The 15273-nt window shown below is 65.4% G+C and carries 17 protein-coding genes; 10 read left to right on the forward strand and 7 right to left on the reverse strand.

All coding sequences use genetic code 11. The annotated features are described in order from the left end of the window. The first annotated feature begins 34 nt into the window (after nucleotides 1–34). A complete protein-coding gene (locus AB7M16_RS23400) occupies nucleotides 35–373 on the forward strand; it encodes a hypothetical protein (protein ID WP_172785014.1) in 339 nt (112 codons plus the stop codon). 152 nt (nucleotides 374–525) lie between these two features. Here the strand turns inward: AB7M16_RS23400 and AB7M16_RS23405 are convergent, their stop codons facing one another. From AB7M16_RS23405 to AB7M16_RS23425, 5 genes are all read right to left on the reverse strand, one after another. Next, complete coding sequence (locus AB7M16_RS23405) at nucleotides 526–1968, reverse strand: homospermidine synthase (protein ID WP_453945353.1); 1443 nt, start codon at nucleotides 1966–1968, stop codon at nucleotides 526–528. A 78-nt stretch (nucleotides 1969–2046) separates the two neighbouring features. After that, a complete protein-coding gene (locus tag AB7M16_RS23410) occupies nucleotides 2047–2436 on the reverse strand; it encodes a RidA family protein (protein WP_453947251.1) in 390 nt (129 codons plus the stop codon). A 148-nt stretch (nucleotides 2437–2584) separates the two neighbouring features. Continuing rightward, nucleotides 2585–3172: a GNAT family N-acetyltransferase gene (locus AB7M16_RS23415; protein WP_260381977.1), complete on the reverse strand. Its 588-nt coding sequence runs from the start codon at nucleotides 3170–3172 to the stop codon at nucleotides 2585–2587. A gap of 134 nt (nucleotides 3173–3306) precedes the next feature. Further along, on the reverse strand, nucleotides 3307–4449 hold the full coding sequence (locus tag AB7M16_RS23420; protein ID WP_453945354.1) for a type III PLP-dependent enzyme: 1143 nt from the start codon (nucleotides 4447–4449) through the stop codon (nucleotides 3307–3309). Nucleotides 4450–5137: 688 nt separating this feature from the next. Beyond that, nucleotides 5138–5392, reverse strand: coding sequence for a hypothetical protein (locus AB7M16_RS23425; RefSeq protein WP_172785010.1), 255 nt, complete (start codon nucleotides 5390–5392; stop codon nucleotides 5138–5140). A 137-nt stretch (nucleotides 5393–5529) separates the two neighbouring features. On the opposite strand from AB7M16_RS23425, the gene AB7M16_RS23430 reads away from it, so the two are divergent. The 4 genes from AB7M16_RS23430 (at nucleotide 5530) to AB7M16_RS23445 (ending at nucleotide 9976) form a co-directional block, all read left to right on the forward strand. Beyond that, on the forward strand, nucleotides 5530–7611 hold the full coding sequence (locus AB7M16_RS23430; protein WP_453945355.1) for a M3 family metallopeptidase: 2082 nt from the start codon (nucleotides 5530–5532) through the stop codon (nucleotides 7609–7611). After that, nucleotides 7611–8249, forward strand: a complete 639-nt coding sequence (locus AB7M16_RS23435; RefSeq protein ID WP_453945356.1) for a DUF1007 family protein — start codon at nucleotides 7611–7613, stop codon at nucleotides 8247–8249. Before AB7M16_RS23430 ends, AB7M16_RS23435 begins: the two co-directional genes overlap by 1 nt. Next, entirely contained in the window at nucleotides 8246–9367 is a 1122-nt protein-coding gene (locus tag AB7M16_RS23440; RefSeq protein ID WP_453945357.1) for a nickel/cobalt transporter, read from the forward strand. The genes AB7M16_RS23435 and AB7M16_RS23440 overlap by 4 nt, the downstream gene beginning before the upstream one ends. 171 nt (nucleotides 9368–9538) lie before the next feature. Continuing rightward, nucleotides 9539–9976, forward strand: coding sequence for a YbgC/FadM family acyl-CoA thioesterase (locus tag AB7M16_RS23445; protein WP_439402175.1), 438 nt, complete (start codon nucleotides 9539–9541; stop codon nucleotides 9974–9976). A 7-nt stretch (nucleotides 9977–9983) separates the two neighbouring features. On the opposite strand, the gene AB7M16_RS23450 is transcribed toward AB7M16_RS23445, so the two are convergent. Then, nucleotides 9984–10382, reverse strand: coding sequence for an MAPEG family protein (locus AB7M16_RS23450; RefSeq protein WP_172785005.1), 399 nt, complete (start codon nucleotides 10380–10382; stop codon nucleotides 9984–9986). Nucleotides 10383–10462: 80 nt separating this feature from the next. Between AB7M16_RS23450 and hemH the strand changes: the two genes are divergently transcribed. The 4 genes from hemH (at nucleotide 10463) to AB7M16_RS23470 (ending at nucleotide 14185) form a co-directional block, all read left to right on the forward strand. Then, on the forward strand, nucleotides 10463–11500 hold the full coding sequence (hemH, locus tag AB7M16_RS23455; protein ID WP_172785004.1) for a ferrochelatase: 1038 nt from the start codon (nucleotides 10463–10465) through the stop codon (nucleotides 11498–11500). Nucleotides 11501–11510: 10 nt separating this feature from the next. Then, on the forward strand, nucleotides 11511–12488 hold the full coding sequence (locus AB7M16_RS23460; protein WP_439365626.1) for an ABC transporter substrate binding protein: 978 nt from the start codon (nucleotides 11511–11513) through the stop codon (nucleotides 12486–12488). 229 nt (nucleotides 12489–12717) lie between these two features. Then, on the forward strand, nucleotides 12718–13716 hold the full coding sequence (locus AB7M16_RS23465) for an SPFH domain-containing protein (protein ID WP_453945358.1): 999 nt from the start codon (nucleotides 12718–12720) through the stop codon (nucleotides 13714–13716). A gap of 25 nt (nucleotides 13717–13741) precedes the next feature. Continuing rightward, nucleotides 13742–14185: an NfeD family protein gene (locus tag AB7M16_RS23470; RefSeq protein WP_172785001.1), complete on the forward strand. Its 444-nt coding sequence runs from the start codon at nucleotides 13742–13744 to the stop codon at nucleotides 14183–14185. Between the two features lie 117 nt (nucleotides 14186–14302). Here AB7M16_RS23470 and AB7M16_RS23475 read toward each other — a convergent pair whose 3' ends face one another. Beyond that, complete coding sequence (locus AB7M16_RS23475; protein WP_212254081.1) at nucleotides 14303–14641, reverse strand: winged helix-turn-helix transcriptional regulator; 339 nt, start codon at nucleotides 14639–14641, stop codon at nucleotides 14303–14305. Nucleotides 14642–14713: 72 nt separating this feature from the next. Between AB7M16_RS23475 and AB7M16_RS23480 the strand changes: the two genes are divergently transcribed. Continuing rightward, nucleotides 14714–15265 (forward strand): carboxymuconolactone decarboxylase family protein, encoded by a 552-nt coding sequence (locus AB7M16_RS23480; RefSeq protein WP_453945359.1) that lies wholly within the window; start codon nucleotides 14714–14716, stop codon nucleotides 15263–15265. Nucleotides 15266–15273 lie beyond the last annotated feature (8 nt).

Genomic DNA, 15273 nt, shown 5'->3' on the forward strand with positions numbered 1-15273 from the left:
TTCGTTGATCCCCAGGACAAAGGCGGTGATCGACATGCCGGGCCGAGATGACAAGCACAGACTGAAGCTCAACCTGACAATCGCCGGTGCGCTGTTCGCAGCAGGCGTTGTGGTGTCGGTGATGTCGCTGGCGCAAATCCGCGCCGAAAGCCGGATGCAGCTGGCACAGGCGACGCCCCCGCTCCAGGGCACCCCGTCCGACGAACAGAGCAAGGTGCCCGCGGAGGCGAAGCCCGGCGGCGACCGGCCGACCACGCCGGCCCCCGAGCCCGCGCGGCCGGAGCCGCAGACGCAGGGCGCGGCAGGCGCGGCCAAACCAGCACTGCCGCCGGCCCCGGCCGAGAAGATCGCGCCGCCGATCGAGAAGAAGTAGGCGGGGAACGAGCTCTCTATACCGAGACGGTGTCATCGCCCGGCTTGACCGGGCGATCCAGTATTCCAGAGACAGCTATGGAATGCGGAGAAGCCGCGGCGTACTGGATGCCCCGGTCAAGCCGGGGCATGACAGTCGAGCGGCTTGCCCCCTTACCGCACCAGAATATTCCGGAACTGCCAGGGGTCGCTGCTGTCGATATCTTCCGGGAACAGTCCGGGACGATCCGTCAGCGGGGTCCAGTCGGTATAAAAACCCTTCACCGGGCCGAGATAGGGCAGCTGAATTTCGAGCAGGCGCTCGAAATCCATCTCGTCGGCCTCGACGATGCCCTCGTTGGGGTTCTCCAGCGCCCAGACCATGCCGCCGAGCACGGCGGAGGTCACCTGCAGGCCGGTGGCGTTCTGGTAGGGCGCGAGCTCGCGCGTCTCTTCGATGGAGAGCTGCGAGCCGAACCAATAGGCATTCTTGTCATGGCCGAACAGCAGCACGCCGAGCTCGTCGATGCCGTCGACGATCTCGTTCTCGTCGAGGATGTGGTGCTTCTCCTGCATCTTCCCGGCGCGGCCGAACATTTCATGCAGCGACAGCACGGCATCGTCGGCCGGATGATAGGCATAGTGGCAGGTCGGCCGGTAGATCGCCTTGCCCGACGCATCGCGCACGGTGAAATAATCGGCGATCGAGATCGACTCGTTGTGGGTGACCAGGAAGCCATACTGGGCGCCGCGGGTCGGGCACCAGGTGCGCACGCGCGTGTTGGCGCCGGGCTGCATCAGGTAGATGGCGGCGCCGCAGCCGGCTTCATGGGTGTGCGCATTCTCGGGCATCCATTTCTCATGGGTGCCCCAGCCGAGCTCGGATGGCTGCATGCCTTCCGACAGGAAGCCTTCCACCGACCAGGTGTTGACGAAGACGTCAGGCTCCTTCGGCTTCTTCGAGCGCTGGGTGTCGCGCTCGGCGATGTGGATGCCCTTGATGCCGGCCTGCCGCATCAAATCCGCCCATTCGCCCTTGGTCTTCGGCCTGGGGGCATTGAGCTTCAGATCGGCGGCGACATTGAGCAGCGCCTGCTTGACGAAGAAGGAGACCATGCCCGGATTGGCGCCGCAGCAGGAGACGGCCGTGGTCGAGCCGGCTGGACGGGCCTTCTTGGCGGCCAGCGTCGTTTCGCGCAGCGCGTAGTTGGAGCGCGCTTCCGGGCCCTTCGAGGGATCGAAATAGAACCCGAGCCAGGGCTCGTTGACGGTGTCGATGTAGAGCGCGCCGAGCTCGTTGCAGAGCTCCATGATGTCGGTCGAGCCGGTATCGACCGAGAGATTGACGCAAAAGCCCTGGCCGCCGCCCTCGGTTAGCAGCGGGGTCAGAACCTCGCGGTAATTGTCCTTGGTCAGGCCCTTCTGGATGAAGCGGACATTGTGCTTCTCGCAAAGTGCCTTGCGGCCCTCGTCCTTGGGATCGAGCACGGTGATGCGCGACTTGTCGTAGTCGAGATGCCGCTCGATCAAGGGCAGTGTGCCTTTGCCGATGGAGCCGAATCCGACCATGACGATGGGGCCGGTGATCTTCGCGTAGATCTGCGAGGGAGGGCTCATGGGATGGGTTCTCCGGAAAGTGCTGGCAGTGAGGGATGGATCAGGCGCTGCGGCGCTTGTCAGATGCTGCGGCGCTTTTTAGGTGCCGCGGCGCTTGGCGGTGACTTCGATCTCGACCTTCATCTCGGGCCTGGCGAGGGCGCTGACGACCAGCAACGTCGCCGCCGGCCTGATGTCGCCGAGGACCTCGCCGCAGACGGCGAAGTGGGCGTCGATGTAGCTGGCGTCGGTCACGTAGTAGGTCGCACGGACGATATCGGCCATCTCGAAGCCGCCCTCCGTCAGTGCGGCGGCGATGGTCTTGAAGCAGTTGCGTGACTGGCTCGTGACATCTGCCGGCATCGTCATCGTGGTGTAGTCATAGCCGGTGGTTCCCGCGACGAAGGCGAACTCGCCGTCGATCACGGCACGGCTGTAGCCGACGGTCTTCTCGAGCGGGGAGCCGGTGGAGATCAGGCGACGGGACATGGTCATGGGCCTCGACTGAAGGGGTGTTTCGCGGGGTTTAAAGGGCGTTTCGGGGGCCTGCGCAACCCCAAAGGAAAAGGGCCTCGCGCAGGCGCGGCAGGGCGTTGCCGCTCGATGCGGCCTAGGTCGTCGCTACAGGAGCGATCCCTCAGGCCGCGTGCGCCTCAGGCGCGCGAACCGACCTCCGTTTGGGCAGGGCCGCGCCGGTCGGGACGATCATCCCGGCGGCGCCATCGAGCGCACCATCGGTGAACTCGATCGCTAGTAGGCGGTCGCGCTCGAACGGGCCGGGCAGCGAGAGTTCGGCCGTCTTGTCGGCCGAGAAGCCGAAGCGGGCGTAATAGGGGGCATCGCCGAGCAGGATCACGGCGTCATGCCCGCGCGCCCGGGCGGCGGCCAGCGCTTGATGCATCAGCGCGGCGCCGATCCCGAGCTCGCGGCAGGCAGGGTCGACCGCCAGCGGTCCGAGAACCAGAGCGGGCCTGCCTCCGGCGCTGACATGCCACAGCCGCACGGTTCCCACGAGCTTGCCCTCGCGCATCGCCGACAGGGCAAGGCCTGCAGCGGGCGCGCGTCCGTCGCGCAGGCGCTGGCAGGTGCGGCCGTGGCGGTTCTCGCCAAAGCAGGCATCGAGCAGCGTTTCGCGCGTCGCGACGTCGCTAGCACGTTCCGCGCGGATCACGAACGGAGCGGCTTTCGAGGTGAGGGCAACTTGCGGCTTCCGAGGAGCAGTCATGGCACGTCAGTCCCCGCTTGAACCGGCGTGCGCGCAGCACGCCTGTCCAAGACGTCGTCAGAAATCTAAATGGTGGATGAGGAGCCGGCGGACCGGCTCCCGGGTTCGTCAGGCCTCTAGAACCAAGAGGCGGATCAGATGTGATACGTCTTCAGCGGCGGGATGCCGTTGAACGCCACCGACGAGTAGGTCGACGTATAGGCCCCGGTGCCTTCGATCAGCACCTTGTCGCCGATCTCGAGCGTGACGGGAAGCGGATACGGGTTCTTCTCGTACAGCACGTCGGCGCTGTCGCAGGTCGGACCCGCGAGCACGCACGGCGTCATGTCCGCACCGTCATGACGGGTGCGGATGGCGTAGCGGATCGACTCGTCCATGGTCTCGGCGAGACCGCCGAACTTGCCGATGTCCAGGTACACCCAGCGCACCTCGTCCTCGTCGCTCTTCTTCGAGATGAGCACGACCTCGGATTCGATGATGCCGGCGTTGCCCACCATGCCGCGGCCCGGCTCGATGATGGTCTCCGGGATCTGGTTGCCGAAGTGCTTGCGCAGCGCGCGGAAGATCGAGCGGCCGTAGGTCACGACCGGCGGCACGTCCTTCAGGTACTTGGTCGGGAAGCCGCCGCCCATGTTGACCATGGACAGGTTGATGCCGCGCTCGGCGCAGTCGCGGAACACTTGCGAGGCCATCGCCAGCGCACGGTCCCACGCCTTCACCTTGCGCTGCTGCGAGCCGACATGGAAGGAGATGCCGCACGGCTCCAGGCCCAGGCGCTTGGCGAGGTCGAGCACCTCGACCGCCATTTCCGGGTCGCAGCCGAACTTGCGCGACAGCGGCCACTCGGCGCCGGCGCAGTCATAGAGGATGCGGCAGAACACCTTCGCACCGGGGGCGGCACGGGCGACCTTCTCGACCTCGGCGGCGCAATCGACCGCGAACAGCCGAATGCCGAGCGCGAAGGCGCGCGCGATGTCGCGCTCCTTCTTGATCGTGTTGCCGAAGGAGATGCGGTCGGGCGTCGCACCCGCGGCCAGCGCCATCTCGATCTCGGCGACCGTGGCGGTGTCGAAGCAGGAGCCCCTGGAGGCGAGCAGGGCCAGCACTTCCGGCGCCGGGTTCGCCTTGACGGCATAGAACACGCGGCTGTCGGGCAGCGCCTTGGCGAAGCTCTGGTAATTGTCGCGCACGACCTCGAGGTCGACGACGAGGCACGGCTCGATGTCGAGGCCTTCGTTGCGGCGGTTGCGCAGGAATTCCTGGATACGTTCGGTCATGGCACTCTCCAACGGCCCCAGCGACGGGAGCCGTATCAACATGACGTCTGATGAGAGTGCTTCGGCCGCATCGCGCGATGGAGGCGCGTCGAGGCCAAAAAACTCAAACCAGACTGTGCTGCCGTGGATTGGTTGGGAGAGTTTCCCGCCCGCTCACCTGGCAATGAAGGACAAGCCTTTTCAGTAGCCCGCGCCGGCGTTGGAATGCCGGTAGAGACCAAAAAAGCCCGATCCGTCGTTGCTTTAAGTCGCGTCCCCCGTTGAGAGCGGGGTGCGCCGGTTCGCCTCCGGCTGCCAGTCACGGTTGCAAAGAGCGAAGTCACCTTCGACATGGCATCTCTTTGAGAGAGATGCTGGGCGCTCCGGGTTTGCTTCGTCTTCCGACTTTCTGGTCTTGCGACCTCGGTCTTCCGACTTCCGCACTTCCGAAGAGCCCCTCGGCTTCTTCACCCCTTGGCGGCTGTCCGGCCTCTTGTCCGGATACCTACCGACTGACACACGACCACAGGCACGTGCGAAATTGGGCAAGTCCGCACATAAGCGTTTTGACTCTGCTTCGCAAGAATTTTTTTAGGCTGCGGACAGAATTGCCTAACATCTGCTTGCGCGCTGTTGCGCGAGCGACGCGGGAGATGAACGCGCGTTAAGTTTTCGCTGCGCTGCGCGTGTTGCCCACGCGCGAGACGCGTCAGCCGCGCTTGGTGAAGGGCTCGATGCGCTGAGCGCCGCGGATGAAGGCGGTCATCACGAGCACGCCGAGTGCGAACAGCACGGCCTGCAGGATATGGGCGCCCTGGTCGCCGAGCCCGAACAGGATCGCGAGCGCCCAGCCGCCGGCAAAGGCCGCGCCAAACACCTCCGCGCCGATCAGGATGGCGGCGCTGATGACGGTGATGACGCTGGGCCAGACGATCCGGCGGGACGATGAGGAAGGCGCGTTCATGGTTTCAGAGGGTCCTGGCTTCGAGGGGCCGCAATCTCCCCGAAAAGGCGGCCGGGAGCAAGGGCAAACGGCCCAAAAAAGCCCCACGCGTGCTATAGCTGGCCGCAGCAATAGAGCCACGAAATCCGGGACTTGTGATGTCAGAACCCCGCCAAATTACGGACCCCGAGACCAATCCGCTGCTGAAGGCCTGGGTGACGCCGTTCGCGACCCCGCCTTTCGACGAGATCAAGCCGGAGCATTTCCTGCCGGCCTTCGAGCAGGCCTTCGCCGACCATTCCGCCGAGATTGCGGCGATCACCAACGATCCCGCGGCGCCCGACTTCGCCAACACCATCACGGCGCTGGAGCGCTCGGGCAAGCTGCTGAGCAAGGTCGCGGCGGTCTTCTACGACCTCGTCTCGGCGCATTCCAATCCGGCCATCCTGGAGATCGACAAGGAGGTCTCCTTGCGGATGGCGCGGCACTGGAATCCGATCATGATGAACGCCGTGCTGTTCGGCCGCATCGCCCATCTGCACGAGAACCGCGCGGGTCTCGGTCTCACGCCCGAGCAACTCCGCCTCTTGGAGCGCACCTACACCCGCTTCCACCGCGCCGGCGCCGGCCTCTCCGAGGAGGCCAAGACCCGGATGGCCGAGATCAACGAGCGGCTGGCCCAGCTCGGCACCGGCTTCAGCCATCATCTGCTCGGCGACGAGCAGGACTGGTTCATGGAGCTCGGGGAGGCCGATCGCCAGGGCCTGCCGGAGAGCTTTGTCGCCGCCGCCAAGGCTGCGGCGGAAGAGCGCGGCATGGCGGGCAAGGCCATCGTCACGCTCTCGCGCTCCTCGGTCGAGACGTTCCTGAAGAGCTCCGCCCGGCGTGACCTCCGCGAGAAGGTCTACAAGGCCTTCATCGCGCGCGGCGACAACGGCAACGCCAACGACAACAACGCGACCATTGTCGAGATCCTGAAGCTGCGCGAGGAGAGCGCCAGGCTCCTGGGCTATCCGACCTACGCCGCCTACCGGCTCGAGGATTCCATGGCCAAGACGCCGGACGCGGTGCGCAACCTGTTGGAGCGGGTCTGGAAGCCGGCCCGGGCCCGCGCGCTTGCCGACCGCGACGAGATGCAGGCGCTGATCACGGAAGAGGGCGGCAATTTCAGGCTCGCCCCCTGGGACTGGCGCTTCTACGCCGAGAAGCTCCGTCTGCAGCGCGCCAATTTCGACGATTCCGCGATCAAGCCGTATCTCGGCCTCGACAACATGATCGCCGCCGCCTTCGACTGTGCCACGCGCCTGTTCGGCGTCACCTTCGAGGAGCGCAAGGACATTCCGGTCTGGCACCCGGACGTCCGGGTCTGGGAGATGAAGGGGCCGGACGGCAAGCACAAGGCGCTGTTCTATGGCGACTACTTCGCCCGGCCATCGAAGCGCTCCGGCGCCTGGATGACCTCGCTGCGCGACCAGCAGAAGCTCGACGGCGACGTCGCGCCGCTCGTTCTCAACATCTGCAATTTCGCCAAGGGCGCGGGCGGCGAGCCGTCGCTGCTGTCGCCCGACGATGCCCGCACCCTGTTCCACGAGTTCGGCCACGGCCTGCACGGCATGCTCTCCAACGTGACCTATCCCTCGCTGTCGGGCACCTCGGTGTTCACCGATTTCGTCGAGCTGCCCTCGCAGCTCTACGAGCACTGGCAGGAGCGGCCCGAGGTGCTGCAGAAGTTCGCCCGCCACTACCAGACCGGCGAGCCGCTGCCGGACGACCTGCTGCAACGCTTCCTCGCCGCGCGGAAATTCAACCAGGGCTTTGCCACGGTCGAGTTCGTCTCGTCGGCGCTGGTGGACCTGGAATTCCACACCCAGCCGGCAGCCGCCGCGGAGGATGTCCGCGCCTTCGAAAGACGCGAGCTGGAGAAGATCGGCATGCCCGAGGAGATCGCGCTGCGTCATCGTCCGACGCAGTTCGGCCACATCTTCACCGGCGACCACTACGCTGCCGGCTATTACAGCTACATGTGGTCGGAGGTGATGGACGCCGACGCCTTCGGCGCGTTCGAGGAGGCCGGGGACATCTTCGATCCTACCGTGGCCAAGCGTCTGCACGACGACATCTATTCGTCGGGCGGGTCGGTCGATCCGGAAGCCGCCTATGAGGCGTTCCGCGGCCGTCCGCCGGAGCCGGATGCGCTGCTCCGCCGCCGCGGTCTGCTCGACGACGCCAGGGCGGCCTGATGAGCATGCGGGCCCTGTTCGGAATGCTGTTCGCCGCCGCGATGACGCTCGCGGCGGGGGCAGCAAATGCGCATCCACATGTCTGGATCACCGCGACCAGCGAATTGCTCTATGCCGCTGACGGCAGCATCACCGGCGTGCGCTACGCCTGGACCTTCGACGACATGTTCTCGGCCTATGCCGTGCAGGGGCTCGAGAGCAAGACCAAGGGCGCCTACACGCGCGAGGAGCTCAAGCCGCTGGCGCAGACCAATGTCGAGTCGCTGAAGGAATACGCCTACTTCACCTTTGCGCGAGCCGACGGCAAGAAGGAGCGATTCCAGGAGCCGGTCGACTATTTCCTCGACTACAAGGACACGGTGCTGACCCTGCACTTCACCTTGCCGCTGAAGAACCCGGTCAAGCCCAAGCAGCTGGTGCTCGAAGTGTTCGACCGCTCCTTCTTCATCGACTTCCAGATGGCCAAGGACAGTCCGGTCAAGCTGGTCGGTGCGCCCGCGGGCTGCCAGATGAAGCTGGAGCGGCCGAACGACGGCACCGCGAGCGCCCAGAAGCTGAACGAGCAGACCTTCCTGGACGGCGAGAACTCGAATTTCGGCATGATGTTCGCCAACAAGATCACGGTGGATTGCCCTTGAAGCCGCAACTCTCTCCGCTCGCGCGCGGTCTGCTCGCCTCTGCCGCTGTGCTGCTGGTGGTCGGCGTGACTGACGCCGCGCTTCATGATCTCCTTGCGCAAAACCCGTTCGGCGCGCCGCGACCGGCGCAGGCGGCCGAGCCTGAAGCAAGCGGTCTCATCGGCTGGCTCCTGGCCAAGCAGTCGGAATTCTATCGCCAGATGTCGGCAACCATCCGCGCCGCCAAGTCCGACGGTTCGGCGGTGTGGACGCTGCTCTTCATCTCGTTCGCCTATGGCATCTTCCACGCTGCCGGTCCCGGCCATGGCAAGGCGGTGATCGCCTCCTATCTGGTCGCCAACCGCGAGACGGCGCGGCGCGGCATCGCGCTGTCGTTTGCCTCGGCCCTGATGCAGTCGCTGGTCGCGATCCTCATCGTCGGCATTTCGGCCTGGGTGCTGAATGCGACGGCCAAAACGATGTGCAAGGCGGAAGGCGTGATCGAGATCGCGAGCTACGTCCTGATCGCGCTGTTCGGCCTGCGCCTGGTCTGGGTCAAGGGCGGCGCGTTCATCCGCGCACTTCAGGCCGCCCAACCGGTGCCGGTGATGGCGGGCGTGCCGCACGACCATGATCACGGCCATCACCATCATCACGATGCGCATGACCATCATGACCACGATCATCATCACGACGGTCATGCCCATGCCCATGCCCATGTCCATCACGGGCACGATCACGTCCATGACGAGCACTGCGGGCATTCCCACGGCCCCACCCCGAGCGAACTCGCCGGTCCCGGCGGCTGGCGGCGCGGCCTCGCGGCGATCCTGACCGTCGGCATCCGCCCCTGCTCGGGCGCGATCCTGGTCCTGGTGTTCGCGCTCGCCCAAGGCCTGTTCTGGGCCGGCATCGCCGCCACCTTCCTGATGGGATTGGGCACCGCGATCACGGTGGCGGCCATCGCTGTTATCGCCGTCTCCGCCAAGGACATCGCCGCCCGTCTCAACGCCGGCCGCGACGGCGGTGGCGCGCTGTTCATGCGCGGCATCGAGTTCGGCGCCGCGGGCCTGGTCCTGCTGTTCGGCGTCGGCCTCCTGTTCGGCTACATCGCCGCCGAACGGACCACGTGTTTTTGAGGGTGCATCTGCACTTCTCGGCGCTAATTGGGCAAAGACGGTCGAGCGCCAGCTCCGTCATTGCGAGCGCAGCGACGCAATCCAGAATGTCTCCGCGGCGGCAGTCTGGATTGCTTCGTCGCAAGGGCTCCTCGCAATGACGAGCCTGAAATATCTTGGTCGGGAGACGCCATGTCGCGCGAACAATTCTGGTTCTTCCATCCGTTCCGGGTGCGCTATTCCGAGATCGACGGCCAGGGCGTTGTCTTCAACGCGCATTATTTGACCTATTTCGATACCACCATCACCGAATATTTCCGTGCGCTGGGCTTTGACCAATATGCGGATGCGCAGACGAGCGGCATCGATTTCCACGTCGTCAAATCGCTGATCGAGTACAAGGCGCCGGTGCGGTTCGACTGGGAGCTCGACGTCGGCGCGCGCGTGGCGCGGATCGGCAATTCGAGCCTCGTCTTCGAGCTCGCCATCTTCCGGAAGGGTGGCGCCGACGCGCTGGTGACCGGCGAGATCGTGTGGGTCTACACGGACCAGAAGACCCATCGTCCGGTCACGATCCCCGCATCGATGCGGGCGCTGATCGCGACGCGCGAGCGGCACCTCTCGACGTGAAGCCGCCTCACACTGGCAGAAACCGCTTCAACGCCGGCATGAAGAAGATCCCGAGATTGATCGCAAAGCCGATGCTCCAGAGGATCGAGCGCAGCGTCGGGCGATTGCCGAGATAGGTCAGCACATAGGCGATCCGGACGATCAGGAACAGCGCCGCGAGCTCGTCGATCAGCCGCTGCGGCGATTCCCTGTATTCGGCGAGCAGCACCGCGAACGCGAAGAACGGAAACGTCTCGATGCCGTTCTGGTGCGCGCCGAGCGCGCGTTGCGACAAGGCGTCCTCGTAGAAGGCGGGATCGCGCGGCCGGGAATTGTCGAAGCGGCGAAACCTGATCCATTTGACCGAGGCGATCGTAGACAGATAGAGCAGCAGCGCCCCGAAGACACACCATTCCGCGAGCGTCATCGTCCCTCCCCCTTGGGTGCGACCCTAGCGAACCCCGGCTCATCTTGACAAGTTCGGACCAACGCGCGACCCAACCAGCCATGAACAGCGTCGTCCCCCTCGAGACTGCGAAACCGGCCACCCGATCCGCCCTGCCGAGGGTCGGCGTGCTCCTGATCAATCTCGGAACGCCTGATACGGCCGATGCCCCCGGCGTGCGGGTCTACCTCAAGGAGTTCCTCAGCGACGCCCGCGTCATCGAGGACCAGGGCCTGATCTGGAAGCTGGTGCTGAACGGGATCATCCTGCGCAGCCGTCCCCGTACCAAGGCGCTCGATTACCAGAAGATCTGGAACAATGATCGGAACGAGTCGCCGCTGAAAACCATCACGCGGTCGCAACGCGACAAGCTCGCAGCCGCCTTGTCCGACCGCGACAACGTCGTTGTCGATTGGGCGATGCGCTACGGCAATCCGTCGATCAAGTCGGGCATCGACGCGCTGATCGCGAAAGGCTGCGAGCGCATCCTGGCCGTCCCCCTTTATCCGCAATATTCGGCCTCGACCTCGGCGACGGTCTGCGACGAAGTGTTCCGGGTGCTCGCGCAGCTGCGCAACCAGCCGACGCTGCGGATCACGCCGCCCTATTACGTGGACGAAGCCTATATCGAGGCGCTCGCCGTCTCGATCGAGGGGCATTTGGCGACGCTGTCGTTCAAGCCGGAGCTGATCGTGGCGTCATTCCACGGCATGCCGAAGGCCTATGTCGACAAGGGCGATCCCTATCAGCAGCACTGCATCGCAACGACCGAGGCGCTGCGCCGCCGGCTCGGCATGGACGAGACGAAGCTGCTGTTGACCTTCCAGTCGCGCTTCGGCAACGACGAGTGGCTGCAGCCCTATACTGACAAGACCATGGAGCGGCTCGCCAAGGAAGGCGTGCGCCGCATCGCGGTGGTGACGCCGGGCTTTTCCGCCGACTGCCTGGAGACGCTGGAGGAGATCGCGCAGGAGAACGCCGAGATCTTCAAGCACAATGGCGGCGAGCAGTTTTCCGCGATCCCCTGCCTCAACGACAGCGGACCGGGCATGGACGTGATCCGCACCCTGGTGCTGCGCGAGCTTCAGGGCTGGATCTGATGGGTGTCCCATGAACCGCCGCCGGTGCCTGGCGCTTCTTGGAATGCTCACAGCGCTGCCGGGCCCGACCCTGGCGCAGCAGCCGAACGCGATACGGCGGCTCGGCGTGCTCTCGGTCACGGCCGCCGATGATGCGATCGGCCGGACGCGCAGCATGATCCTGGTCGAAGCGCTCGCCGGCCAAGGCTGGAAGGAGCGCGACAATCTCAAGGTTGATTGGCGCAGCGGCGGCGGCAATCGTGACCGCATCGCGCAGCTCGCCGACGAGCTGATCGCGCTCAAGCCCGACATCCTGCTCGCGGTCGGCACACCCTCGGTCGAAGAGCTGCGCCGGCGCACCACGACGATCCCGATCGTGTTCGCCGTCGTCACCGATCCCGTCAGCCAGGGCTTTGTCGAAAACCTCGCGCATCCCGGCGGCAACCTCACCGGCTTTACCGACTACGACGGTCCGCTCGCCGGCAAATGGCTGGAGATGCTGACGCAGGTCACGCCAAAGGTGTCCCGCGTTGCGATCGTCTACAATCCCGCCACCGCGCCGTTCGCGCCCCTGATGCTGCGCACCATCGAGGACGCCGGCCGCGCGCTTCATATGACGATCGAGCCCGCGCCGGTACATGACACGGCCTCGATCGCGGCGCTGGCCTCGCGCAAGGCCGATGGGCTGCTGGTCCTGCCGGATTTCTTCACCATGGCCAACCGCGCGCAGCTTCTGGCCGCCGTCGCACAGGCGCGCGTGCCCGCGGTGTTCTGGAGCCGCACCTTCGTCGACGAAGGTGGGCTGATGTCCTACAGCACCGACAGCGCCGAGCAGCTCCGCCGCGCTGCGGGCTACATCGATCGGATCCTGAAGGGCGCACGGCCGGCCGATCTGCCGGTGCAAAATCCCACCAAGTTCGAGCTTGCGGTCAACCTGAAGACGGCCAAGGCGCTTGGCGTCACGCTTGCCCCGGGCCTGCTCGCAATCGCGAACGACGTCATCGAATAGAGCCCGTCGTGACGGCGCAGGTCCTAACGTTCGCCGCTAGGTCTGCGCCCGCGCTCTTTCAAGAACCTGTCGCAAATACATATCGTGACCGTTCTCTTGCTGTGCGTCTTGTGCAGAATCGCGCCGGTACCGACGTTACTTGCGACCGCTGAACCGGTAAGGTCGTGATCCCGACCAATGACAGCGCGGGAAAGGGCTTTCCCGGCGTCTTGCCCGCCTTGGAGGAGAAATGAGCGGCTTCGACATTTTCGCGATCGTTCTGGTGTTGCTCGTCATCGTCACGCTGGTCGCCGGCGTGAAGACGGTGCCGCAGGGCTATGACTGGACCATCGAGCGGTTCGGCAAATACACCCAGACGCTGAGCGCCGGGCTCAATCTGATCGTGCCCTATTTCGATCGCGTCGGGCGCAAGATCAACATGATGGAGCAGGTGATCGACATTCCCGAGCAGGAGGTGATCACCAAGGACAACGCCACCGTGACGGTGGACGGCGTCGCCTTCTTCCAGGTGTTCGATGCCGCCAAGGCGAGCTACGAGGTCGCCAACCTGAACCAGGCGATCACGGTGCTCACAATGACCAACATTCGCTCGGTGATGGGCTCGATGGACCTCGACCAGGTGCTGTCGCACCGCGACGAGATCAACGAGCGCCTGCTCCGCGTGGTCGATGCCGCGGTCTCGCCCTGGGGCGTCAAGGTCAACCGCATCGAGATCAAGGACATCGTGCCGCCCGCTGACCTCGTCGAAGCCATGGGTCGGCAGATGAAGGCCGAGCGCGTCAAGCGCGCCGACATTCTCGCGGCCGAAGGCCAGCGCCAGTCCGAGATCCTGCGCGCCGAGGGCGCCAAGCAGGGCCAGATCCTCCAGGCCGAAGGCCGCCGCGAGGCCGCCTTCCGCGACGCCGAGGCGCGCGAGCGTCTCGCCGAGGCCGAAGCCAAGGCGACTCAAGTGGTGTCGGAAGCCATCTCCAAGGGCGACGTCGCCGCGTTGAACTATTTCATCGCCGACAAATATATCAAGGCGTTCGGCCAGTTCGCCGATGCGCCGAACCAGAAGATCATCATGCTGCCGGTGGAAGCCGTGAGCATGCTTGGCTCGCTCGCCGGTATCGGCGAGATCGCCAAGGCGACGTTCGGCGAGAGTGCCGCATCCGCAGCCGCTGCCGCGCGCCGCGGCGGATCGGTCCCGTCGTCGGGCCCGACCCCGCCCGCAGTGCCGCCGCAGTAACGAGGTATTTTACAGAGGTCGTGTCATGACCGACATGTTCGTATCGCTCGGCAACTGGAATTGGCTGATTTTCGGGTTCATCCTGATGGCGCTGGAGGTGCTGGCGCCGGGCATCTTCCTGTTCTGGCTCGGGCTGGCTGCGCTGCTGGTCGGCCTGATCTCGTTCGCGGCTGCGATCTCCTGGCAGATCCAGCTCGTGATGTTCGCGATCTTTGCCGCCGCTGCCGTGCCGGTCTGGCGCCACCTCGCCAAGCCGAAGCCGGATGCGAGCGCCAGCCCGTTCCTCAACAAGCGCACCGAAGCCTTGCTCGGCCGTGAGTTCACGCTGGAGAAGCCGATCATCGACGGTTCGGGCACGGTGCGGATCGGCGACACCGTCTGGCGTGTCGCAGGGCCGGATACGCCCGCCGGCACGCGGGTGAAAGTGGTGCAGGTCGACGGCGCGAATCTGACCGTGGCGGCGGCTTAACCGCCGTCATTGCGAGGAGCCCTTGCGACGAAGCAATCCAGAATCTTTCCGCGGCGGCAGTCTGGATTGCTTCGCTTCGCTCGCAATGACGAGTTTGTTGAGACGGCGTCGCCGGACTTAGGCGCCGTTCTTGTTGCGCCATTTCTCCGCAAACCTGTGCAGCGGCATGAACGTCTCGCACAATTCCCGGCCCAGCGGCGTCAGTCCGTAACCTCCACCGGCACCCAGTTCTACGAAGCCCGCCTCGCGCAGCTCGGTCAGCCGTGCCTGCAGCACCGTGGGCGAGGCCTCGTCGCAGGCGCTGCGCAGGGCGCGCGAGGTGAGGGGCTCTTCGCGCAACTCCCACAGGATCCGCAAGGCCCAGCGGCGGCCGAGCAGGTCGAGCAAAGCCATGATCGGCCGCCCGGTGCGCGAGCCGCGGACGCTGCGTTCTGCTGTTGTCGGCCGTTTCGCCATTGCCGCCCTCTTGCGTATTGCTACGGATAATGTAGCGTCGTGCTACGATAAATGTAGCAATGGAAATCGCTCATGTCCCAGGCCTCACCGCGCATCGCCCCGCTCTCGCCGCCTTATCCCCCGGAGATCCAGGCGCAATTCGACCGCATCATGCGCGGTGCGCCGCCGCTGGTGCTGTTCCGGGTGATGGCGGGCCATGGCCGGGCCTGGGACAAGTTTCGCGCCGGCGGCCTGCTTGATCCGGGGCCGCTCTCGCTGCGCCAGCGCGAGATCGTCATCGACCGCACCTGTGCGCTGAACGGATGCGAATACGAATGGGGCGTGCATGTCGCGATCTTTGCCGGGCCGGCGAAGCTCACCGCGGAGGAGGTGCATGCGACGGTGCTGGGTGATGCGACGTCGGCCTGCTGGTCGCCGGCCGAGCGGGCGCTGATCGCAGCCGTGGACGCGCTGCATCATCGCGCGACACTTACGGACGAGGAGTTCGCCGCGCTCTCAGCGCATTACGACGAGGCGCAGATCCTGGAGATCATGCTGCTGGGCGGCTTCTATCGCACGGTGTCGTATCTGGCGAACGGGCTGCGCTTGCCGCTGGAGGAGAACGCGGCGCGGTTTCCGGCGTAGGTCTCTCC

It is taken from the genome of Bradyrhizobium sp. USDA 372 (assembly GCF_053629095.1).